Here is a 21,724-nt window from a genome sequence, read left to right as displayed (position 1 = left end):
GTATCATTGTTTATGTGGTGCGCTTAGCAATTCTACCCTTTGTTTAGCATAATCCACCTGTGCTTTGTCAATTTCTTTCAGTTCTTTATTTTTAAGGTATTGCTTATAATAATTTAAAGCATTGGCAGGTTGATTAAGCTTGGTATCATAAAGTACAGCCATGCTGTATAAAATATCTTTCTCATTGCTAAAAGTTAAACCTCTTTTAAATGAGGTCATGGCATTGGTAAGTTGGTTTTTGTTTTCATAAATATTTCCCAACGTGTTATAGTAAAATGCGGTATTAGGAGAAATGGCTTCATCAATGGTTTTCTTGGCATAAGTAATGGCGAGATCATATTTTTTCAGCTCACGGTAACTAAGTGCCATAAAATACAGGATATTTTCATTCTGTGCATTAAATTTTTTCAATACATTATAGTAGAAAATACATTTTTCATAATCTTTTAGAAAGAAATAAGCTTTTCCTACATCACGTATTACATTAGGACTGGCTTCATTGCTCAACAGCTTTTCGCCTATAGAAATCACCTCTTTGTATTTTTTTAGCTGTATAGCCAGTGGTAATAACGCTTCCTGCAAAATGAAATTCCCTGTATCGGCACTAATGGCTTTCTGCAAAACATTATAGCCCTTTTCATATGCTTTTTCAGTTTTATAAAGATCAGCCAGATCATAGGCCACATCACCTTCGGCAGGATTTATGCTATTGGCTTTTTCAAGGCATTTTAGCTTGAGCGGTAGGCTGTCCAGATAATTGGCAAGCTGTTTATAAGCATTAAAATTATTGCTATCTATGGTTAATATCTGTTGGAGGTAAGCTACAGTTTTGGTTCTTACGCCTCTTCTCATATTAATGTTTGCCAAATTAAAAAGGGTACCTATCGTGTTAGGTTGCAATTGGTTTATTTGCTCATAGGTTTTTTCAGCATCAGGCAGGTTGCTAGACATCATATAACTGTAAGCTATCTGTGATAATATTTTAACATCACTGATATCGCCGGGATATAATGATTTTAAATAAGAAGCTGCTTCGGCATAACGCTGGTTCTGGTAAAAATCGAATAATTTCTCTCTATCCAATTCTCCTGTTTGGGCTTTTGAAAAGAAAGCAAGAAAATAGAAGAGACCGGCTAAAATGACTTTTTTCATGATATTAAAATTTTTAACTAAAATATTAGTTGTTTTTGTAAAATCAAAATTTTAACCGAAAAGCTTTATAAAAATAAAAACTATTCAGGCCTGTAGAGGTTATTATAAAAGAATACATGTTTAATTAACTCAGCATTTTATGGATACGCTAAAGAAATTTGAACTGATGGAAAAAATTGTGAGAGAGCTTGAAGATTTGCAGCATTCGCAACAGGCTATCATCCAGAAAATTGGTAAAATAGAAGTAGATAATATTGAGCTAGGTGATCAGCGCCTGGAAAAAGATCTTCCCGATATGCACCAAAGAGTATCAGATAATCTTGATAACATCAAAGAACTGTTAGATGCTTTTGCCAATAAAACAGAAAAATTTGGGGATAAGAATAAAGTAGATGCGCTAAAAGAACAGCAGGCTTTAAACAATGCCAACCGTAAATAATTATTGGGCTTGTTTTATAATATTTAGCTTGGCGTTGTCACATTGAGCTTCCCGAAGTATCGGGACAAGTTGTTGAAATGTGAACGTTCCCACAAGTTTGGCTTCGACAGGCTCAGCCGGACAATATTAGTCTAGTCTTATTTCTTTCTGTAGGTCATGTTCCACTCTTCTTGTGCGTCATGCCGAACTTCTTCCTGTGTCGTCATCCTGAATTTAGTTCAGCATCTTTCTAACTATAATCGTCATCCTGAACTTCTTCCTGTATCGTCATGCTGAATTTAGTTCAGCATCTTTCTAAGTAGACCCTGAAACGAGTTCAGGGTGACGTGGTAGAGAAGCTGGTTGATCTTTATTTTTCAACATTCGCAAACTTTTTTGACTCTAAAATGGTTATCCTTTCTCCAAATTTTGTGTTATGAAAATTAAAGAAATGTTGCTTAAGGGTAAAGTGTTTGCCGACCTGCTCAAAGACTTCGCGATTGAAATCCCAACAATAGAGATCCAGAATGAAGATATGATCCTCAATGAGGCCGAGTCTGCACCAAATGGAATGCTCAAAGAAATGATTTGTATCACCGCCAAAAACGGTCAGTATCTATTTGATTTTTTTGGTACTTTATACTTCAACGTAGTAGAAAGACTCGCAGTATTTGAATTGCAGGGATTTGAAAAACTCAGCTTAAATAAAAGCTAAAAATGAGTTTTAATTTCTTTTAATTCATAATTAAAAGCGCCTCTTAATGGCCTTATTTCAACATGTTTTTTATCGCTGATTACTTTAATGTAACAGGCAGCAAAATAAAAAATAAGTGAAGTATAAAATATAAAAAGCATAACCAGCACAATAGAGCCCGAAGCGCCATATATATTTTCAATATTACTGAGGGGTAATAAAATTCGTAACACATAGCGGCCAAAAGTAAATAAAACACCCATAAGCAGGCCGCCCTGTATGGCTATTTTAAAATGAGGACGGGCATTGGTGAGGTACCTGAAAAGTATGGTAAACCAGATACTGATGGTAAAGGCAAAGATCAATTGGTTTAAAAAAATTAATAGCCATTTACCAAAGGTAGGAGAGGAATCATTCAGGTAAGCGCCTATAATGGCTTGTATGCTATCAAAAACAACTCCTACAAAAAACAAAATACCGGCAAGTAAGATAATACCTAATGAGCGGCCGCGGTTTTTTAAAGTTGGTAAGAACTTACCTTGGGCATTAAAACCGATATGCCATATCTGCTCAACAGAATTCTTGATTACATTAAATAAGGTAGTGGCTACAAAAATGAAAAAAAGAAAGCTTAGTATAGTAGCCCACCAACCATGGTCTATAGCTCTAATATTTCTTAAAACCTGCCTTATTTCATTTGCACTACTGGGAATAAGCACCTGCGAAATGCGCTCAAATATTTGGGAGGCCAAAGTTTTTCTATCTACAAAAAAGCCAAATAACCTAATGAGTATAAGGAGGATAGGTGGAATAGCAAAATTGGCAAAAAACGCAGTTGCTCCGGCTAATCTTAAAGGATCATTTTTTTTAAGTAACAGGAAACTGTTTTTAAGATTAGTATATAAACCTAAAAATGATGCTTTACTTTGATAAACCGGTTTTTCCATGAGCAAGCCCAAAATTAACAAATTAAATAACCTTTTATAACCTGTGGTGATATTAATACCAAATAGAAAACAAATTGAAGGGAAAGCAGGTTTGTTCTATTAAAAGAATCTGTTTATGAATAATTTTTGGAGAACCGTTATTGCCGGCTACAGCGCCAAGAAACTGGGTGGTGGATGCTTATCTACCATTGTTATTTTTGTAATTATTTATTACGCTTTAGGACATTGTTAAAAAAGACAATAAAAAACCCGACTTGTAAAAGTCGGGTTAGATATTAATGCAAGACTTAAAGATTTCCTCTGCGGGCCTGTTCTCTTTCTATCGATTCGAACAAGGCTTTAAAATTACCTGCTCCAAAAGATTGGGCACCCTTTCTTTGGATAATTTCAAAGAACAAAGTAGGGCGATCTTCAACGGGTTTGGTAAAGATTTGTAACAAATAACCTTCCTCGTCACAGTCAACCAAGATTCCTAACGCTTTTAAAGGTTCAATATCTTCATCAATTTCTCCTACACGTCCTGGCATCATTTCATAATAAGCTTCAGGCGGAGCACTTAAAAATTCAACGCCACGAGCTTTTAATTCGGTTACTGTTTTTACGATATCTTTAGTAGCTACGGCAATGTGCTGTACACCTTCGCCTTCATAAAACTCTAAATACTCTTCAATCTGCGATTTTTTCTTGCCTTCTGCCGGCTCGTTAATCGGGAATTTAGAAAAACCGTTACCATTGCTCATTACCTTACTCATTAAAGCTGAGTATTCTGTATTGATTTGCTTATCGTCAAACGATAAGATGTTTACAAAACCCATTACATCTTCATACCATTTTACGGTTTCGTTCATGCGGTTCCAACCCACATTGCCCACACAATGGTCTATATAAAGTAAACCCGCATCAGAAGGATTGTAATCGCTGTTCCAGGCTTCATAACCCGGCATAAATGTACCTGTATAGTTTTTGCGCTCAATAAACATATGTACGGTTTCACCATAAGTGTAAATACCGCTCATTTTTATTTCACCAAACTCATCGGTTAAAGTTTGAGGTGCTAAAAAAGGTTTACCACCACGTTTGGTTGTTTCTTCAAAAGCGCTGTACGCATCGTCAACCCAAAGTGCTAAAACTTTAACACCATCTCCGTGTTTTTTAACGTGTTCTGATATAGGATGATCTGATTTTAATGCGGTAGTAAAAATCAGTCTGATCTTACCTTGTTGTACAACATAAGAAGCTCTGTCTTTAACACCGGTTTCAGGTCCGGCATATGCCAGTGATTGAAAGCCAAAGGCAGTTTTATAGAAATGAGCAGCCTGTTTGGCATTACCCACATAAAACTCGATATAATCTGTTCCGTTGATAGGAAGAAAATCCTGTGCCTTGGCAATTTTCTCTGCAAATGTCTGTGTCATTTTGTGTGAATATTAAGTATTTAAGTTATTCAATATTAATTTGCCAGCTTTTGTGATAGCTTTCATCTTCAATAGCAATGGCATCTTCGGTTAACATTAATGGTCTGAAAGGATCTATCATTACAGCCAGTTCTTCTGTTTTTTCCTGTCCTATAGATTTTTCTACCGTTCCCGGATGTGGTCCGTGAGGTATGCCGCCCGGGTGTAAAGTGATCTGTCCTTTAACCACACTTTTTCTGCTCATAAAATCGCCGTCAACATAGTACAGCACTTCATCACTGTCAACATTGCTGTGATTGTATGGAGCAGGTATAGATAGAGGGTGATAATCGTATTTACGAGGTACAAAAGAACACACTACAAAGTTATGCGCTTCAAAAGTCTGGTGTACCGGAGGTGGCTGATGTAAGCGGCCTGTTATTGGCTCAAAATTATGGATTGAGAAAGCCCAGGGATAATGAAAACCATCCCAGCCTATGTAATCAAAAGGGTGGGTGCCGTAAACATAAGGATAGATCAATCCTTGTTTTTTAATTAAAATTTTGAAATCGCCGGTTTCATCAAAAGTTTGAAGATTTTCAGGACGTTTGATATCGCGCTCACAGAAAGGAGAATGCTCTTCTAACTGTCCGAAAGCATTGCGGTAACGTTTAGGCGTGCGTAAAGGGCTAAAACTCTCTACAATAAACAATCTGTTGTTTTCTGTGTCAAATTCCATCTGATAAATCGTTCCGCGAGGTACGATCACATAATCTCCGTATTCGAATTTGATTTCACCAAAACCCGTCTTTAATTTGCCTGAACCTTCGTGTATGAAAATCATTTCATCGGCCTGACTGTTCTTGTAAAAGTAATCGGTCATTGATTTACGCGGAGCTGCCAGTGAAATATGCAGATCGTCGTTTACCAAAACAGGTTTTCTACTTTCCAGATAATCATCTACAGGTTTAATATTAAAACCGATCAAACTGGTATGGCGCAGGTGTTTTGCACGGGCAATTTTAGGTTCTACTGAATAAGGTTCGCCCAATGCCTTTACAAGGGTTGGCGGATGACAGTGGTAAACCAAAGAATATAAGCTTGAAAACCCTTCTGTAGAAACGAGTTCTTCGGCGTAAAGATTTCCATCGGGTTTACGAAAAACCGTATGTCTTTTGGGTGGGATTTGCCCTAATGTATGATATATAGGCATAACTTTAGGTAATTGGTTAAGGTTTAATGTGTATATAAAAACAAAAACGCGAAAGCGCTTAATGCAGACGTATAAAGAAAACGACTAAAAAGAATACTGCGCAAATATGATTTTAGAAAGCATCGCGTATTTGAAGGCAGCAAGTACAGAAGCTGCATCATGGTTACGGTATGTTAGAACTAAACTCATATCTGGTGTTTCACAAATTTAACTCTTTTTATCGGTACAATCCAAATATAATATTTTGAACATCATTTTACAGGGCTTAATTAATTTTTCATAGCTTTGAAACGGAAAAAATCAAATATTAGATTATGAAACTGGTATCTTATAAAACCGATGATAAAGAACTTTTAGGAATTTATGCAAACGGACATATCTATAATTTAAACTCATGCAATAAGCTTATTCCAAATGATATGAATGCTTTTTTGCAAGGTGGTGAACCCTTAATGGAAATAGCTAAGCAGGTAAATGAAGATATTCTTTCGGGAAAGATCAGTCCAAAAGAAGAGATATTTTATGAGATACTGGCCCCTGTGCCACATCCAACATCATGCAGAGATGGTTATGCCTTTCGTCAGCATGTAGCAGCAGCCCGCCGTAACCGCAAAGTTGATATGATTGCTGAGTTTGATCAGTATCCTATTTTCTATTTTACCAATCATAATGCCATACAAGGACCGGGAGAAATTCTGTGTATGCCCGATCATTTTCAGAAACTGGATTTTGAACTGGAAGTAGCGGTGGTGATAGGTAAAAAAGGCAGGAACATTAAAGCTGCAGAAGCAGACGATTATATTGCTGGTTACATGATCATGAACGATATGAGCGCTCGTACCCTGCAAATGGAAGAAATGTTGCTTAATCTCGGCCCTGCCAAAGGCAAGGATTTTAGTACCGTAATAGGCCCATGGCTGGTTACGCCTGATGAACTGGAGCCTTATAAAGTAGCAGCTAAAGAAGGTCACACAGGTAATAACTATAACCTGAAAATGATTTGTCGTGTTAATGGTATAGAAGTTTCGGCAGGTAATATGGCCGATATGGACTGGACATTTGCAGAAATTATAGAGCGTTGTGCTTATGGAGCAGATATTTTACCGGGCGATGTAATTGGTTCGGGTACCGTAGGAACGGGTTGCTTTTTAGAATTGAACGGTACAGGCTTGTTAAATAATCCTGAGTATAAAGTGCAATGGTTACAACCGGGCGATAACGTGGAAATGGAAATTACCGGTCTGGGTTGTTTAACCAATGTAATTACCAAAGAAGAAACAGATTTCTCTATCCTGGCGCTTAAAAAGAAATAAAATGCTAAGTCTAGATTGCAAAGATCTGAACCCTATACAATTGCAGAACTATTTGCAATATGCCATTGCACCAAGGCCAATTTGTTTTGCCAGTACCATAGATGCAGAAGGAAATGTAAATCTGAGCCCTTTCAGTTTTTTTAATTTAATGGGTTCAAACCCACCGGTATGTGTTTTTTCGCCAGCACGAAGGGTTAGAGATAATACAACAAAGCATACGCTCGAAAATGTTTTAGCGGTTAAGGAGTGTGTAATTAATATTGTTAATTACGCGATGGTACAACAAACCAGTTTGGCCAGTACCGAATATGCAAAAGGTGTAAACGAATTTGAGAAAGCTGGTTTTACCATGCTAAAATCAGATCTGGTTAAACCACCGCGAGTGGCAGAAGCCCCCGTTCAGTTAGAATGCGTAATTAATGATGTAATTGCTTTAGGTGAAAAGAATGGCGCAGGTAATCTGGTTATAGCAGAAATCAAGCGTATTCATATCAAAGAAGAAATCTTAGATGCTGATGGTAGAATAGATCAGCAGAAAATAGATTTGGTAGCCCGTTTAGGTGGCGACTGGTATTGCCGTGTTACGGCAGAAAATCTGTTCAAAGTGGCTAAACCTTTAGCTACTTTAGGGATAGGTGTAGATAGACTGCCTCATAACGTACGCAACTCAAAAGTACTTAGCGGAAATGACTTAGGGATGTTGGGTAATGTTGAGCACTTACCAACAACAGAAGAAATAGAAGCGATCCGTTACCAGGTTAATGTGAAAGACATTTTAGATGCAACCATTGGTGATGAGAACAATAGAGAAAGAGAACTGCATGAGCTGGCTAAATTATTCTTAAAAGAAGGCAATGTAGCTGATGCATTAAAAATAGTTTTGTTGTAAAGCTAATCGCAATAAAATAAAAGCCCGGTGATTTGTTTAAAATACCGGGCTTTTTTATGATCTATTTTTAATGTTCGTTTATTCTACCACTGTTACCGCTTTCATTAAACGGGTTTTATAATAACCTTCTAAATCTGTAATGGTTACCCCTTTTGCTTTACCTGATGAAGAATGTATAAATTTAATATTACCATCCTGATCAATGGAATAAATAATTCCTACGTGTCCCGGTCTTCTGATCTTGGCATTGCTACCTGTAAATACCAGTACATCGCCAACTTTGGCATCTGCTAATTTTACGGTTTTACCTTTTGATGCATAATCCACTGATGAACGTGCGCCACTAAAACCAAACTGCTTTAATACATAAGTCACAAAGCCTGAGCAATCAAAACCTCTTTCAGGATTGCTTGATGCATACCTGTAACGGGTACCTAACAGCGACTTGGCAAAATCCATCATCTGGTTTACTTTAGAAGATGCGGCATCAGGTATTTTACTTAAAATGCCGGTTACGATTTCGTGGTACTGTTGTGGTAAAGAAACTTCTTTCTCTTTTTCTAATTTTTCTGTCTTTTGCTGCTGTGCAAAACTGCTTAAGCTTACAGTCATTAAAAAGAAGAGAACTATAAGGGTGTTCTTCATGTTCGCAAATTAAATAAACAAATCAAAAAAAGCTTAATTTGTTGAAAACTATTGGTTTAGTTTGGGTTTTTTAAGGTTTTTAGGGGGTAGTAACGGCCACGGGCAATATTTTACCATTGAAAAATTTATGACCTGTTTTGGCAAAATCGGCAATGTATTTTCCCATTTCAAAAGCCATAACCGGACTTTCGTATCCCGGAAAAGCTGCTTCTAACATTTCTGTTTGTGCAGAACCCAAGGCCAGGCAATTGATTTTTATACCTGTATCCACCAGTTCTTGTGCTAAGCATTCTGTTAAAGTATGCAATGCACCTTTGCTGGCAGAATAGGCAGATAGACCTGTAAATTTAACACTGCCCTGAAAACCGCCCATGCTGCCAATATTTACAATATGGCTTCCTTTTTCCATAAAAGGTAAGGTGTATTTGATCATTTTAAAATGGCTCATTACATTGGTTTCGAGCATATCGGCCAAATCATTTTCAGTTGTTTCTAAAAATGGTTTGTTGATCAAAGCCCCTGCATTGTTGATCAGAATATCAATTTTGCCTAATTTCTCTTTAATAAAAGGGATCAAAGCATTGTAATCGTCTCTTACGGTATCAAAAGCAACAGGTAATAATTTACACTCAGGTGTAATCCCTGTAGCTATTTCATGCAGCTTTCTTAATTTATCGGCCGAGCGGGCAATACACAAAACAGTATTTTTTGGATCTAAAGTAAATTCAAGTGCAGCTTCAAAGCCAATGCCGCTGCTGGCTCCCGTAATAATAATATTCATGTTAAATAACTTAAAGGAAAAGAACAGAGCGAAATTTTATCCAATTTGTTCTTAAAATATCAGTATGGCTGCAAAGATAAGATAAATATGGTACTCCCATATTTTGACAGGCTGTTTTGAAAGCATGGCGGTAAAACTTACCTTTGCGCAAAATCAAATTTAGAACATGGTAAGCAAATTACAAGAGCGTAGCGGAGGGTTATGTGAGGTATGTAGTAAAAATGAAGCCACAATTGCTTATACGGTAAGCCCTAAAAAGGATGATAGTATAGAAAATCAGGTGGCAGTATGTGATGAGTGTGTAGCCAATATGGAAGGGAGCGATAAAGGTTATTACTGGCGTTGTTTAGAGGGGAGCATTTGGAATCCTGAACCAAGTGTACAGGCTTTAAGCTATCGTTTGTTACAGACTTATAAAGGCGAAGACTGGGCTGAAAATGTATTGAGTATGGTAGATTTAGATGAAGATGTTGTACAGTGGGCATTGAATGGTTTGGAAACTGCAGAAATACATAAAGATGCATTTGGTAATGTGCTTGAAACCGGAGATACCGTTGTTTTAACCCAAGCTTTGGATGTAAAAGGAACCAATTTCAGTGCACCTAAAGGAACTGTGGTTAAACGCATAAGACTGGTACAGGATAATGTTGAGCAGGTTGAAGGCAAGATAAACGATCAGATGATTGTTATTTTAACCAAATATGTGAAGAAGAATAATTAAACATTTATAAAAATAAAAAGGGGCGAAATATGAATTTCGCCCCTTTTTATTTGATGTCTGCATTTTAGAGTAACGTCGCTTTCTCTATTGAAATAGAGTTATTTCATTAATCTTCAACTGTAATTAACTGCGTAACCGGATTTTCGATAACATGAAAACCATCATTAATCAATTTGGTTAGTTCTTTTTCGGTTACAGCTTTCATTTCCAGGTAAATCCTCACTTCTTTTTCTAATGAAGGATCTGATTTTCTGTCATGTAAGATTTCTAATATCTGCATGGCACATAACCAATCGTGTCTGTATGCAGTTTTCAATTCGTTAAAAATACTGCTCAGATTTTCATTGCCATTTCCGCTTTCACGAATGTCTCTTACCTGTTGGTACAGTAAGTGTAAACATTTAGTGGCTTCATCATAAGTAATTTTATGTGTAAACTGGTTGCTGATGTGTGTAATCTCCTCGTAAGCACCTTTATCGGCAGCGCCATTAAATACAGATACGATTTTTTCGCCAACGGCCATATCATAAACACCCCATTCTGGTTGAAACAGGATATTGCCATTCTCTTCTTTTACCTCACAGTTTTCAAAAGTGAGGAGAATCAACTTATCTTCTTTAAAAAGCATTGCACTCAGTGTACCCTTAACCTTAATGCCGCTTTCAAAAACAAGTTCACAAACCTGATCTTTAACAATACCCAATTCAGCTAGCTCATTTACATGATGATCTTCTAAAGCTTTTTGTACACCTTTCAGTTTACCTACAGGCGAAGAAAAACCATCACGATGGTAAGTTTTTCCATGACCAGGAAGTTCTTTACCACCAAACGCAAGCGCAGAAGGACCGGTTGTTTTAATAAAAGTCAACTCATTTTGAGCATCTAATCCTAAATCGGTAAATATACCCGTAACCTGTAAGCCCGAACTGTAAACGGCCGTACCTGGGTTTTTACATTCAATGGCTTTTAAAATGCTTTCACTGCCCCCACGTCTAAATGCCATAGTATCGGCAAATTGTTCAAGCACATCAATCAGGTTCTGAAAAGTAGGGGTTACAAACAATTGCGGCTGCTCTTTGGTAATATCGTAAGCATAATTTATGGTATGCATATCATACCAGATCTTTTTAACTTTCGGGTCCATGCAGCTTGCACTTTCGCCTATAGAAGAAAGCAATCCGGCACCGTAAATTTTAGGATCTTCAAGCGTGCCAATCAGCCCGTATTCTACTGTCCACCAGTGTAAGCGACTTAATAAAGCCATTTCAGAAGGTTCGCCCATATTTTCAGAAATGAACTTCAGTTCTTTTTCTGTTTTGGCAATTTCGGCTTCATCGGCATCAGGCGCTTCTTTTAAGATAGATAACTTCCTAATGGTTTCATAAAGTTCAAAATCTTTGCTTGAAAACATGGCTTTGGCGCCGATAGAACCAAAATAACTTAGATAGTTATTGTAGTCGGTATCAGCAATAATAGGTGCATGTCCTGCACTTTCATGTATAATATCTGGAGCTGGTGTATATTCGATATGATTGATCTGGCGAATATCTGCAGCAATTACCAGTACCCTGTAGGCCTGATATTCCATAAATGCTGCGGGAGGGATGAAACCATCAACTGTAACTGCACCCCAGCCAATTTTACCTAAATTGTCATTCATGGTTTGCAGATCAGGAATATATTCTATACTTAATCCTGCACGCTGTAAGCCTTTGATGTACGGATAATAGGCAACATGCTTTAAATAACTGTAGTTTTGACGCATTACATAACGCCAAACCGCTTGGTCAATTGGCGTATACTTTTCGTAATTCTGATCTACAATAAACTGCCTTAAATGCTTAGGCAATTTAGCTACTTGCTGATTATTAAAATCATTAAAATCGCTCATTTCTGCATGTTCTTTTAAAGAGTCTAAATTAGATGGTTTTACCTACGAATCAAAGAAAACAGGCGTGTTTTGATTTTTTTTAACGTTTTATTTACAGGTTATAGACCAAAATACCGTTTAAGAGGATATCAGTTTAGACTATATGGATTCTTAGTTTCAGAATCCAAGTTTGCAAATGCTTGTTAACGTTAACTGATATCTGTCAGTTTGATAATTTTATCATTCGCAGAAAACTCAAAAATGGATTTTCCTTTAAGCCGAAGCTGATCTCCTTTTTTCATTCCATTAGGCAGGTCAATTGCCAGTGTTGCCTGGTAATCGATCTCTATTTCAGTCTGTTTATCCTGATGATGGTATGAGGTGATGATCTGTTGCCTTTCAGAAAAATAAGTACAAGCTTGCTCTGCCTGTTGTTTAAATTCTTCTATCCCTTCCAAGCTAAGGGTAATTTCCCCGTTTTGAACATTCTGAAAAACAATATCATTCTCAAAATCCCTGATCATTTTTTCGATGTCAAACTGATTATAGCCTTCAATGTAATTTTGGATAATTAATAATCTGTTGTTCATAAATGTGTACTGAGTTTTAGGCCCATCCGTTTTTCTTCTTTTGATTTTAAAACATTCATGTTAAATTACCGGTAATGATTAGACCTGGCCTAAGATATGAATTCTTATATTAACAGGTTGAACTCATCATTACCTAAGTGCATTTATGAATTTTGTAAGATATGTGGAGATTAAGAACGGGTTATTTTTTAATCATCCACATATTCCAGTATAGCGCCAGGTTGACAGTTTAAAGCCTTACAAATAATTTTTAGATAAATGTTCGTTTTTCTATCTGTAAGACTTTACAGGTTCATCTCAATTCATGAATTACCAGCCCTTTACAGCACCACCTTTAAATATTCTTTCGGCAGTTTTTGCAACTTCGTCAGATTGGTAAGCTTTTACAAAGTTTTTAACTTTTTCAGTGTCTTTGTTATCTTGTCTTGCAGCAATTACATTTACATAAGGAGAATTTTTATCTTCTTTAAGAATGCCATATTGTGCTGCATCTAATCCGGCCTGAGTTGCAAAGTTGTTGTTGATAATGGCAAGAGTAACTTCTTTATCATCCAATACACGTGGCAATTGTGGCGCTTCTATCTCTAAAATTTTTAAATGCTTGGGATTTGCCGTGATGTCTGTTACTTTGGGCAATAAACCTACACCATCCTTTAAAGTTAAAAGACCATTTTTTTGTAATAAGAGCAGAGATCTTCCGCCATTTGTAGGGTCATTTGGAATAACAATGGTACTGCCATCTTTTAGTTCAGCAATGCTTTTGATCTTTTTTGAATAAGCAACAATCGGATAAACAAAGGTATTCCCGATTACAGCCAGTTTGTAGCCCCTTTGTTTGGACTGCTGTTCTAAATAAGGGACGTGCTGAAAAGCATTTGCATCTATATCGCCATTGTTCAGCGCTTCATTTGGAACTACATAGTCGTTAAAATCTACCAGTTCAATTTCTAAATTGTATTTTTCTTTGGCAACTTTTTTTGCCGTTTCTGCCAGTTCTTTTTCAGGTCCTGAAGTTATACCAACCTTAATGTAATTGGGATTATCTTTTGTTGAAGTATTTCTGCATGAAATTAGCCCACCTACAAGGGCTATGATTAAAATTGATTTAATGGTTTTCATTGTTCTATATATTTTTTATTTGTGATCGAATTTTTTTGAAAGTTTATCGCCCAAAAACTGGATGATAAATACCAGCATTATCAGCAGGATCAATACCGAGTTCATAATAGCTGCATCATAACCGATGTAGCCGTATTGATAGCCTATTTGTCCCAAACCACCGGCACCCACAGCACCACCCATTGCAGAATAACCTACAAGTGTAATTAAGGTAATGGCGGCATTGTTAATGAGCGAAGGCAGTGCTTCGGGAAGCAATATTTTTCTAATAATCTGCAATGGGCTAGCGCCTAAGGCCCTTGCGGCTTCGGTTAACCCGCCCGGAACTTCCAGTAAACTGTTTTCTACCAGCCTTGCAATAAAAGGAGCGGCTCCTATACTTAAAGGCACCAAAGCTGCACTTACACCTATAGAAGTACCTACCAGCGTTCGTGTAAAAGGGATCATCCATACAATTAAAATAATAAATGGAATGGAGCGGAATACATTTACCAATAAAGCCAGAATTCGATTATAGAACCTGTGCTCAAGCAATTGCCCCTTTCTGGTAAGAAACAAAATAATGCCTGTGGGCAGACCGAGTAAAAAGCCAAAAAACCCTGAAGCAAAAGTCATAAAAATAGTTTCTCCAAGACCTTTTAACAAAAGAGAAAGAGTGGTTTCGTTAAGCATATCCTTTTATGATGTTTTGAATGTTTTTTTGATTTAAGAATTGAAAGATGCCTTTGTTTTCTTCTGTACTGCCTTGTAAATGCAAGAGTACTTTGCCAAAGTTGGCACCGCCAAAATATTCTACTTCTGCTTTTAGCAACCTGTATGAAATATTGTAGTCTTGCTGTACTACTGTTAACAGCTTCTCAAATGAGATGTTGCCGTTAAGTTCAACTTCAATGATGGGAAACAAACCCTCTTCGGGTTCATTTTGCAGCCTGCTGCTTAATCCACTAGGTATAGTCATGGTTCCTGATGTAATAAATTGTTTAATGACCGGATGTTCTTTGTTTGAAATGATATCGTCTAAGGTGCCTTTTAAAACTAATTTGCCTTTGTCTATAACGGCAACGTGATTACAGATTGCTTTGAGTACTTCCATTTCATGGGTAATCAATAAAATGGTAATGCCTAAACGCTGATTAATATCTCTAAGCAATTGTAAAATGGCTTGTGTTGTGCTGGGGTCTAAAGCACTGGTGGCTTCATCACACAGCAATAAATGGGGATCGTTAGCCAATGCCCGGGCAATAGCTACCCGTTGTTTCTGACCTCCTGAAAGATTTTTTGGGTATTCATGGGCCTTCTCTTGCAGACCTACGATTTCTAAAAGTCGGTTAACTTTTTCCCGGATTTCACTTTTAGAAACGTGATCCAGTTCTAAAGGCAAAGCGATATTGTCAAAAACTGTTCTAGATGAAAGCAGGTTGAAATGCTGAAAAATCATTCCAATTCTTTTTCTTTCTTTGGCCAGTTGTTTAGCACTTAAAGCTGTTAAGTTGGTGCCGTTAACAATAATCTGCCCTTCATCGGGTTTTTCTAAGAGATTTACACTACGTATCAATGTACTTTTACCGGCTCCGGATAAACCGATGATTCCGACAATATCTGCCTGTTGTACATTTAAGCTCACATTTTCCAGCGCTTTAAAAGCCTGTTTCTTGTGGTAAAATGTTTTGGATATGTTCTTTATTTCAATCATGATATGCTAATAATTTTTTGGATAGGGATAAAAACAAAAAAGGCTTTACGATTTACCGTAAAGCCTTTGACAATTTCATCAGACGGGGTTACATACGGCGACATCGAATTTTAGACATATAGCGGCACATCATCATTTTATTGATCATGTAGCAATGTTTAATATTCATGTTTCTTAATGTCTGTTCCATCTTCATTCGTTTTATTTCATAAAAAAAGCCACCGAAGGTATCGGTGGCTTAAACTATATTTTTTATGTTTTACTTTACCCGATACATTGATATGCCAATGGCATCATCATACAGCAATAAGCCATCATCTTTGATGTTTTATGCATGTTATATGTGGTAAAGTTTGTAATCATTTCTAATCTTGTAATCCAGCTTTTTTCTGGATGCGCTGCAAAACTAATCATTATTTTATTGTGCAAGAAAAAATATGCTGTTTATTTTCAACAGCTTCTCTGTTTAATAATTAGTTTCGGCGTTGCCATTTTATTTTCACAGCAGATAAAGTTTCGAGTTCGAGCCTTATTGCCGAAATAATTTCGAACCCGTTTTTCTCATAAAATGCAAGAGGAGATCTGTAAGCGTCACCGTTTAATTTTTTGTCGTCATCATGGTCAATTACCCAACCGTTCAATTCGCTTTCATTTTCTTTTAGTTGGTTCAGTATTTGGGTGCCGGTTCCCTTGCCCTGAAGTTCTCCGGAAATCATGATTGCAAACCATTTTTCATCCGCTCTTTTAAAAGTAAAAGCCCAGCCCTGTATATTTTCTGTTTCGTCTTTTAATAAATAATGATGCTGTTCGGTTAAATGATTCAGATATTCCTCAAATTCTTCTGCATTTTTGTAAGCCAGTTTTTCGGGATATTCATTGTTCCATAAGTTTAAAACCTGTTGTTTTTCTGCTTTATTTAACTGGCTCTGGCTAACTATTCTCATTAAGCTGATTGTTTACAACTGTAAAGGTAAACTTTTCTCGGTTTCATACCCTTTAAAATATGTGCCTAAAAACGTACTTTTGCAACAGATTTGAATACCTTTTACATGAGTATAGCTACAAAATACAATCCTAAAGAAACCGAAGAGAAATGGTATAGCTACTGGCTGGAGCATAAATTTTTTCACTCTGAGCCCGATGAGCGTGAACCTTATACTATTGTAATACCTCCACCAAATGTTACGGGTGTATTGCACATGGGGCATATGCTTAACAATACCATACAGGATGTATTGATCAGGAAAGCCCGTATGCAGGGTAAAAATGCCTGCTGGGTACCGGGTACAGACCATGCTTCTATTGCAACAGAAGCTAAAGTGGTAACCATGCTTAAAGAACAAGGTATTAACAAAGCCGATTTAAGTCGTGAGAAGTTTTTGGAGCATGCCTGGGAGTGGAAAGAAAAGTACGGGGGTATTATCCTTGAGCAGTTGAAAAAGCTGGGAGCTAGTTGTGATTGGGATCGTACACGCTTTACCATGGAAGAGGATCTTTCTGAAGCGGTTATAGATTGTTTTATCCATTTATACAAAAAAGGCTGGATTTACCGCGGATACCGTATGGTAAACTGGGATCCACTTGGAAAGACCTCTATCTCTGATGAAGAGGTAATTCGTAAAGAAGTTAACCAGAAACTATACTACATTAAATATTTTGTAACAGGCAGTACCGATAAATATGTAACCATTGCCACTACAAGACCTGAAACCATCATGGCCGATGCAGCCGTTTTTGTAAACCCTGCCGATGAGCGTTTCAAAGATCTGTTAGGTAAAAAAGTAAGCATTCCTTTAATTGGTCGTGAAATTGAGATCATGGCCGATGAATATGTAGATATGGAATTTGGTACAGGCTGTTTAAAAGTTACGCCGGCTCATGATATTAACGATTATGAACTGGGTATTAAATATGATCTTACCCCGTTTTTAGATATTTTAGATGATGATGGTAAATTGAATGAGAAAGCCGAAATTTTAATAGGTGAAGATCGTTTTATTGCCCGTAAAAAAATTGCCAAGATGCTGGAAGAAGCCGGTAATCTTGAAAAAGTAGAAGACTATAAATCGCAGGTAGGTTTTTCTGAACGTACGGATGCGGTTATAGAACCTAAAGTTTCCTTACAATGGTTCGTAAAGATGAAAGAGCTGGCCCAACCAGCTTTAGATTCGGTAGTAGATGGCGAGGTAAAGCTTATTCCTGATAAGTTTATCAATACTTACCGCCATTGGATGGAAAATGTAAGAGACTGGAATATTTCACGTCAGTTATGGTGGGGACAGCGTATTCCGGCCTGGTACAATCCCAAAGATGAGTGGGTGGTAGCCAAAACCAGAGAAGAAGCTTATGAAGAATTTAAAAAACAGGCCAATGGTACTGAATTAAGTTTTTCAGCTAACGACATCCGTCAGGACGATGATGTAATGGATACCTGGTTCTCCTCATGGTTATGGCCTATCTCGGTATTTGATGGATTTAAAAACCCTGATAATCCGGATATCAATTATTATTATCCTACCAATGATTTGGTTACTGCTCCTGAAATCTTGTTTTTCTGGGTAGCACGTATGATCATGGCAGGACATGAGTTTAGGGGTGAAAAACCATTTAGCAATGTATATCTAACCGGTATTGTAAGAGATAAGATAGGACGTAAGATGTCTAAATCATTAGGTAACTCACCAGATCCTATTGGTTTAATTGAGCAATACGGAGCAGATGGGGTGCGGGTAGGGATGTTAATGTCATCACCTGCGGGTAACGACCTGATGTTTGATGAAGCCTATTGCGAACAGGGAAGAAACTTTGCCAATAAAGTTTGGAACGCTTTCCGTTTGGTTAAAGGTTGGGAAGTTGATAGCAATCTAGAAAACCCTAATGCACAAACCATCGCTTGGTTTGAGAGCCGTTTTAATGAAGCCTTAACTGAAATTGAGCATAACTTTAAGCAATATCGTTTATCAGAAGCCTTAACGGCCAGCTATAAACTGGTATGGGATGATTTCTGCTCATGGTATCTTGAAATGGTAAAACCTGCATACCAGCAACCTGTTGATGCAGAAACCAAAAAAGCCACTATTCAATTCTTTGAACAGATTTTACGTTTGCTGCATCCGTTCATGCCTTTTCTTACAGAAGAATTGTACCATGATGAATTGTTTGGTGCACGTACCGAAAAAGAATGCTGCATTGTAGCGCAGTATCCGGTTATTGGTTCTGTTAATGAAGAATTGCTTAAAGAAGCCGAACTGATAAAAACATTGGTGTCTGAAATCAGGAATGTAAGAAACACACGTCAGATTTCGCCAAAAGAAGCACTTAATTTAAATATCAATGTACAATCTGGTACCGATTACAGTAAATGGTTAAATGTAATCAGTAAACTGGCTAATATAAGTGAAGTTGTTTTTGTTACCGAAAAAGTAGCGGGAGCAGCTAACTTTTTGGTAGGTAAAGATGAATTCTTTATTCCTTTAGCGCAGAATATAGATGTTGACGCCGAAAAAGAACGTTTAACTAAAGAGCTTGAATATCTGGAAGGTTTCTTAAAATCTGTAGATGCTAAATTAAGTAACGAAAGATTTGTTCAAAATGCGAAAGCAGATATTGTAGCGAATGAGCGCAATAAGAAAGCAGAAGCGGTATCGAAAATAGCTACGATAAAAGAAAGCTTAGCAGCTTTATAAAATAATTTAATTGAAAACGAGAAAGCCATTCTGATTAAATCGGGATGGCTTTTTTTATGCTGCTAAGAACAAGATATTCTGAAATAAATCTTACTTTAGTCCGTATAACCTTTATTACAATAATTATGAGAGTTTCTTTTGGACTAATTTTATTAATGTTTTTATTTTCTTGCAGTGGCGATCAGAAGCAGACCGAAGAATTAAAATCAAATGTTGTAATAGAACAAAAACTGAGCGATTTTATCAACCAGCATAAAAATTGGGTAGAGAATAATGAGTCTAATCCCGAAACTACCGATAAATTTCAACGTGAAGTTATCCACTGGAGTAATGAACCTGATTTTTTACAGAATATGCCTTTACAGGTAGAAACCGTAAAAGATACAGTAGAAAGTGGTCAGCCAGTTAAAGTAGCTGTTTTTACAGGTTACAGCGATACCACAAGGCCATTGAAAAGCTTGCTCAATTATATCCAGATTACTGTGAATGGTATTATTTCAGACAATCAAGCTAAACAATTAGAAAAAGGGCAGCACTATACTATACAAGCTAGTTTGCAACGTCAGGGGAAAAGAGCCGATGTAAAATATATTCAGGTAGCCGATTTTAGAGGATATGATCTGGGAAAATACACTTTTGTGATCAATTCAATCAAACCTATAAAACTAAATAAGTGATTAACCAGAAATATCCTTCACTTTATAAGGAAATTTCAGCGCATAATTTTTTACAAGATTACACATGTAATAATTACTGTGGCATAGATCTTCGTTTTTAACCAGATCCTCGGTACAGCTAAAAGAATTATCCTTTTCTGTAAACCCCAAAGCATATACACTGTTGTGCCTATAATATATATAACTGTATTCTTCCGGGTTTCGTCCGTTATCTATAAGTACAAAACTTTCGGTGTCGTTTTTAATAAAATCTACCGCATTGGTTGCCTTTTCATTGTAGCTATCAAAATCAATCTCTGCCAAGGCTTTTTGCTGATCTTGCCGGGCCGGACTTTCAGCATAAAAACTACATAGCGAAAAACTCAGGTCAAACTCTTGAATAAGTTTAAGTAAATAAGCTGTGCTTTCATATACGTTCTGAAAATACCTGAGTGCTGTTAAGCCTTTTTTCATTTTGATAATGCAAAGCCTCAATAAGCCTCTGTTGTCTATATAATCAATAAGGCCAAACTTAGGCTCATATTTTTTTAAAGCATTATTGTAAGTAGGCCAATTATGTTTAATATAATGACATTCTTTAAGCAAGGCCATTAATTCAGTACCGGTTTCTTCAAAATCGATATGAAATATCTCGTCAATAAATTTTTGACGACGAGCAGAGAGGTTCTCTCCAATAAAATGACTGTTAACCCTTTTTCTGATATTGGTTGCTTTGCCTACATAGATAAGTTTACCCGCTTTATCCCTGAAAAAATAAACACCAGGTTTGCTAGGCAGGTTTTCAAGGTCTTTACTGTGAACGTGCGATGGAAAGCGTTGTTCTTTTGCCTTGAGCTTGCCAGAATGGAAGAGTTCATCAAGGCCACTCTTCTGTATAATATGCTCAAATAAAGTTACAGTTGCTCTGGCATCGCCGGCAGCACGGTGGCGGCTTGTAATATTAATACCTAAATGATCACACAATTTGCCCAAACTATAAGAAGCAAATCCGGGCAGGTATTTCCGGGCTAACCTTACGGTACACAATTTAGGTGCTTTAAAATCGAATCCCGCATTTTTGAGTTGATGAGAAACAAAGTTGTAGTCAAAGTTTACATTATGCGCTACAAACACCTTATCTTTTAATTTCTCATATATAATATAAGCTACATCTTCAAAAACTGGAGCATCCTTTACCATATCATTATGGATACCGGTTAAGGTTTCTATATAATAAGGAATAGGTTGCTGCGGGTTAATCAAGGTCTGATACTCATCTACAATTTGATTACCATCATATATATAAATGGCAATTTCAGTAATACCGTTTCCAGAAGCATAGCCTCCGGTAGTTTCAATATCTACAATGGCGAATAAAGAGGACTGTTGTTTTGGGCTCATCACATGCAAATATAATGCTAATTTATTTAGTAAAATAGATTCTGCATGTATCTTCACCTTAAAAAATGAATGAGAAAAGGTTAAAATAATAGGGTTTTATGTTCTTCAATAGCTTTATCAGGCATTTTTGTTAGCAGCTTTTGGTGTTAAAATGGAAACTTTTAACCTGGAATAAGTCTCATAGATGTGGTTTTTCAATAGAGAATTAAGTTTGTGATAAGGGAATATGAATAAATTTCCAATTTTTTCTCGTTGATAGCTATGTAGTTATGATTTTGTTATGGGGAAATGTTTGGTTCTGGTTTGGAAACTGGGAAAAGATTTCTACTTTTGCACTCCGCTTACGGAGGTAAGGGACGCAGGTTGAAGAGCTAATAGAGATACTTAAGGGGAGTTTTGGAGAGGGATGTAGATGGGAGTGGCAGAGAAAAAAAACTTCAAAATATTTTCAGAAATATTTTGCGGAAGCCGAAAAGATTTCTACCTTTGCACTCCGCTTACGGAGGTAAGGACAGAGGGCAGGCGATGGAGAAGGGAGGTTG

Annotated in this window: 22 protein-coding genes; 7 read left to right on the top strand and 15 right to left on the bottom strand. The window is 36.8% G+C overall.

The features are described from left to right. Positions 1 to 3 precede the first annotated feature (3 nt). A complete protein-coding gene (locus tag MMF97_RS00105) occupies positions 4 to 1,152 on the bottom strand; it encodes a tetratricopeptide repeat protein (RefSeq protein ID WP_243357453.1) in 1,149 nt (382 codons plus the stop codon). A gap of 139 nt (positions 1,153 to 1,291) precedes the next feature. Between MMF97_RS00105 and MMF97_RS00100 the strand changes: the two genes are divergently transcribed. Both MMF97_RS00100 and MMF97_RS00095 read left to right on the top strand, forming a co-directional pair. After that, positions 1,292 to 1,591 (top strand): hypothetical protein, encoded by a 300-nt coding sequence (locus MMF97_RS00100; RefSeq protein WP_243357452.1) that lies wholly within the window; start codon positions 1,292 to 1,294, stop codon positions 1,589 to 1,591. A 415-nt stretch (positions 1,592 to 2,006) separates the two neighbouring features. Next, the gene (locus MMF97_RS00095) at positions 2,007 to 2,285 is read left to right on the top strand and encodes a hypothetical protein (protein ID WP_243357451.1); all 279 of its coding nucleotides are present in this window, start codon (positions 2,007 to 2,009) and stop codon (positions 2,283 to 2,285) included. Here the strand turns inward: MMF97_RS00095 and MMF97_RS00090 are convergent. The 3 genes from MMF97_RS00090 to MMF97_RS00080 form a co-directional block, all read right to left on the bottom strand. Beyond that, positions 2,282 to 3,211: a YihY/virulence factor BrkB family protein gene (locus MMF97_RS00090; RefSeq protein ID WP_243357450.1), complete on the bottom strand. Its 930-nt coding sequence runs from the start codon at positions 3,209 to 3,211 to the stop codon at positions 2,282 to 2,284. The genes MMF97_RS00095 and MMF97_RS00090 overlap by 4 nt on opposite strands. A 287-nt stretch (positions 3,212 to 3,498) precedes the next feature. Next, positions 3,499 to 4,626 carry a 4-hydroxyphenylpyruvate dioxygenase gene (hppD, locus tag MMF97_RS00085; protein WP_243357449.1) on the bottom strand — a complete coding sequence of 376 codons (1,128 nt, stop codon included), beginning with the start codon at positions 4,624 to 4,626 and terminating at the stop codon, positions 3,499 to 3,501. Between the two features lie 25 nt (positions 4,627 to 4,651). Beyond that, positions 4,652 to 5,818: a homogentisate 1,2-dioxygenase gene (locus MMF97_RS00080; RefSeq protein ID WP_243357448.1), complete on the bottom strand. Its 1,167-nt coding sequence runs from the start codon at positions 5,816 to 5,818 to the stop codon at positions 4,652 to 4,654. A gap of 314 nt (positions 5,819 to 6,132) precedes the next feature. Between MMF97_RS00080 and MMF97_RS00075 the strand changes: the two genes are divergently transcribed. Beyond that, the gene (locus MMF97_RS00075) at positions 6,133 to 7,131 is read left to right on the top strand and encodes a fumarylacetoacetate hydrolase family protein (RefSeq protein ID WP_243357447.1); all 999 of its coding nucleotides are present in this window, start codon (positions 6,133 to 6,135) and stop codon (positions 7,129 to 7,131) included. Between the two features lies 1 nt (position 7,132). Further along, positions 7,133 to 8,020 carry a flavin reductase family protein gene (locus MMF97_RS00070; RefSeq protein WP_243357446.1) on the top strand — a complete coding sequence of 296 codons (888 nt, stop codon included), beginning with the start codon at positions 7,133 to 7,135 and terminating at the stop codon, positions 8,018 to 8,020. A gap of 78 nt (positions 8,021 to 8,098) precedes the next feature. Here the strand turns inward: MMF97_RS00070 and MMF97_RS00065 are convergent, their stop codons facing one another. Further along, positions 8,099 to 8,665 carry a C40 family peptidase gene (locus MMF97_RS00065; protein ID WP_243357445.1) on the bottom strand — a complete coding sequence of 189 codons (567 nt, stop codon included), beginning with the start codon at positions 8,663 to 8,665 and terminating at the stop codon, positions 8,099 to 8,101. A gap of 79 nt (positions 8,666 to 8,744) precedes the next feature. Continuing rightward, complete coding sequence (locus MMF97_RS00060) at positions 8,745 to 9,446, bottom strand: SDR family oxidoreductase (RefSeq protein WP_243357444.1); 702 nt, start codon at positions 9,444 to 9,446, stop codon at positions 8,745 to 8,747. 166 nt (positions 9,447 to 9,612) lie between these two features. Here MMF97_RS00060 and MMF97_RS00055 point away from each other — a divergent pair, with 166 nt between their 5' ends. Further along, positions 9,613 to 10,167: a PhnA domain-containing protein gene (locus MMF97_RS00055; RefSeq protein ID WP_243357443.1), complete on the top strand. Its 555-nt coding sequence runs from the start codon at positions 9,613 to 9,615 to the stop codon at positions 10,165 to 10,167. A 106-nt stretch (positions 10,168 to 10,273) separates the two neighbouring features. On the opposite strand, the gene MMF97_RS00050 is transcribed toward MMF97_RS00055, so the two are convergent. The 8 genes from MMF97_RS00050 to MMF97_RS00020 all read right to left on the bottom strand — a co-directional run bounded on the left by MMF97_RS00050 (position 10,274) and on the right by MMF97_RS00020 (position 16,383). Beyond that, entirely contained in the window at positions 10,274 to 12,058 is a 1,785-nt protein-coding gene (locus MMF97_RS00050) for an aromatic amino acid hydroxylase (protein ID WP_243357442.1), read from the bottom strand. Between the two features lie 188 nt (positions 12,059 to 12,246). Further along, positions 12,247 to 12,627, bottom strand: a complete 381-nt coding sequence (locus MMF97_RS00045) for a nuclear transport factor 2 family protein (protein ID WP_243357441.1) — start codon at positions 12,625 to 12,627, stop codon at positions 12,247 to 12,249. Between the two features lie 188 nt (positions 12,628 to 12,815). Then, positions 12,816 to 12,887 carry a helix-turn-helix domain-containing protein gene (locus tag MMF97_RS14650; RefSeq protein ID WP_394801156.1) on the bottom strand — a complete coding sequence of 24 codons (72 nt, stop codon included), beginning with the start codon at positions 12,885 to 12,887 and terminating at the stop codon, positions 12,816 to 12,818. A gap of 49 nt (positions 12,888 to 12,936) precedes the next feature. Continuing rightward, positions 12,937 to 13,746 carry a methionine ABC transporter substrate-binding lipoprotein MetQ gene (gene metQ, locus MMF97_RS00040; RefSeq protein WP_243357440.1) on the bottom strand — a complete coding sequence of 270 codons (810 nt, stop codon included), beginning with the start codon at positions 13,744 to 13,746 and terminating at the stop codon, positions 12,937 to 12,939. A 15-nt stretch (positions 13,747 to 13,761) separates the two neighbouring features. Continuing rightward, positions 13,762 to 14,418, bottom strand: a complete 657-nt coding sequence (gene metI / locus MMF97_RS00035) for a methionine ABC transporter permease MetI (RefSeq protein WP_243357439.1) — start codon at positions 14,416 to 14,418, stop codon at positions 13,762 to 13,764. Beyond that, the gene (locus MMF97_RS00030; protein WP_243357438.1) at positions 14,411 to 15,439 is read right to left on the bottom strand and encodes a methionine ABC transporter ATP-binding protein; all 1,029 of its coding nucleotides are present in this window, start codon (positions 15,437 to 15,439) and stop codon (positions 14,411 to 14,413) included. Before MMF97_RS00030 ends, metI begins: the two co-directional genes overlap by 8 nt. A gap of 264 nt (positions 15,440 to 15,703) precedes the next feature. Continuing rightward, entirely contained in the window at positions 15,704 to 15,853 is a 150-nt protein-coding gene (locus tag MMF97_RS00025) for a hypothetical protein (protein ID WP_243357437.1), read from the bottom strand. Positions 15,854 to 15,912: 59 nt separating this feature from the next. After that, on the bottom strand, positions 15,913 to 16,383 hold the full coding sequence (locus tag MMF97_RS00020) for a GNAT family N-acetyltransferase (RefSeq protein WP_243357436.1): 471 nt from the start codon (positions 16,381 to 16,383) through the stop codon (positions 15,913 to 15,915). Between the two features lie 105 nt (positions 16,384 to 16,488). Between MMF97_RS00020 and MMF97_RS00015 the strand changes: the two genes are divergently transcribed. After that, complete coding sequence (locus MMF97_RS00015) at positions 16,489 to 19,125, top strand: valine--tRNA ligase (protein ID WP_243357435.1); 2,637 nt, start codon at positions 16,489 to 16,491, stop codon at positions 19,123 to 19,125. A gap of 125 nt (positions 19,126 to 19,250) precedes the next feature. Further along, positions 19,251 to 19,802, top strand: coding sequence for a hypothetical protein (locus MMF97_RS00010; protein WP_243357434.1), 552 nt, complete (start codon positions 19,251 to 19,253; stop codon positions 19,800 to 19,802). Here MMF97_RS00010 and MMF97_RS00005 read toward each other — a convergent pair whose 3' ends face one another. Beyond that, entirely contained in the window at positions 19,803 to 21,182 is a 1,380-nt protein-coding gene (locus tag MMF97_RS00005) for an exonuclease domain-containing protein (RefSeq protein WP_243357433.1), read from the bottom strand. Positions 21,183 to 21,724 lie beyond the last annotated feature (542 nt).

Source organism: Pedobacter montanisoli, from assembly GCF_022809115.1.
In the GTDB taxonomy this organism is placed as follows: domain Bacteria; phylum Bacteroidota; class Bacteroidia; order Sphingobacteriales; family Sphingobacteriaceae; genus Pedobacter; species Pedobacter montanisoli.
This window is presented reverse-complemented; position numbering and strand designations above follow the sequence as displayed.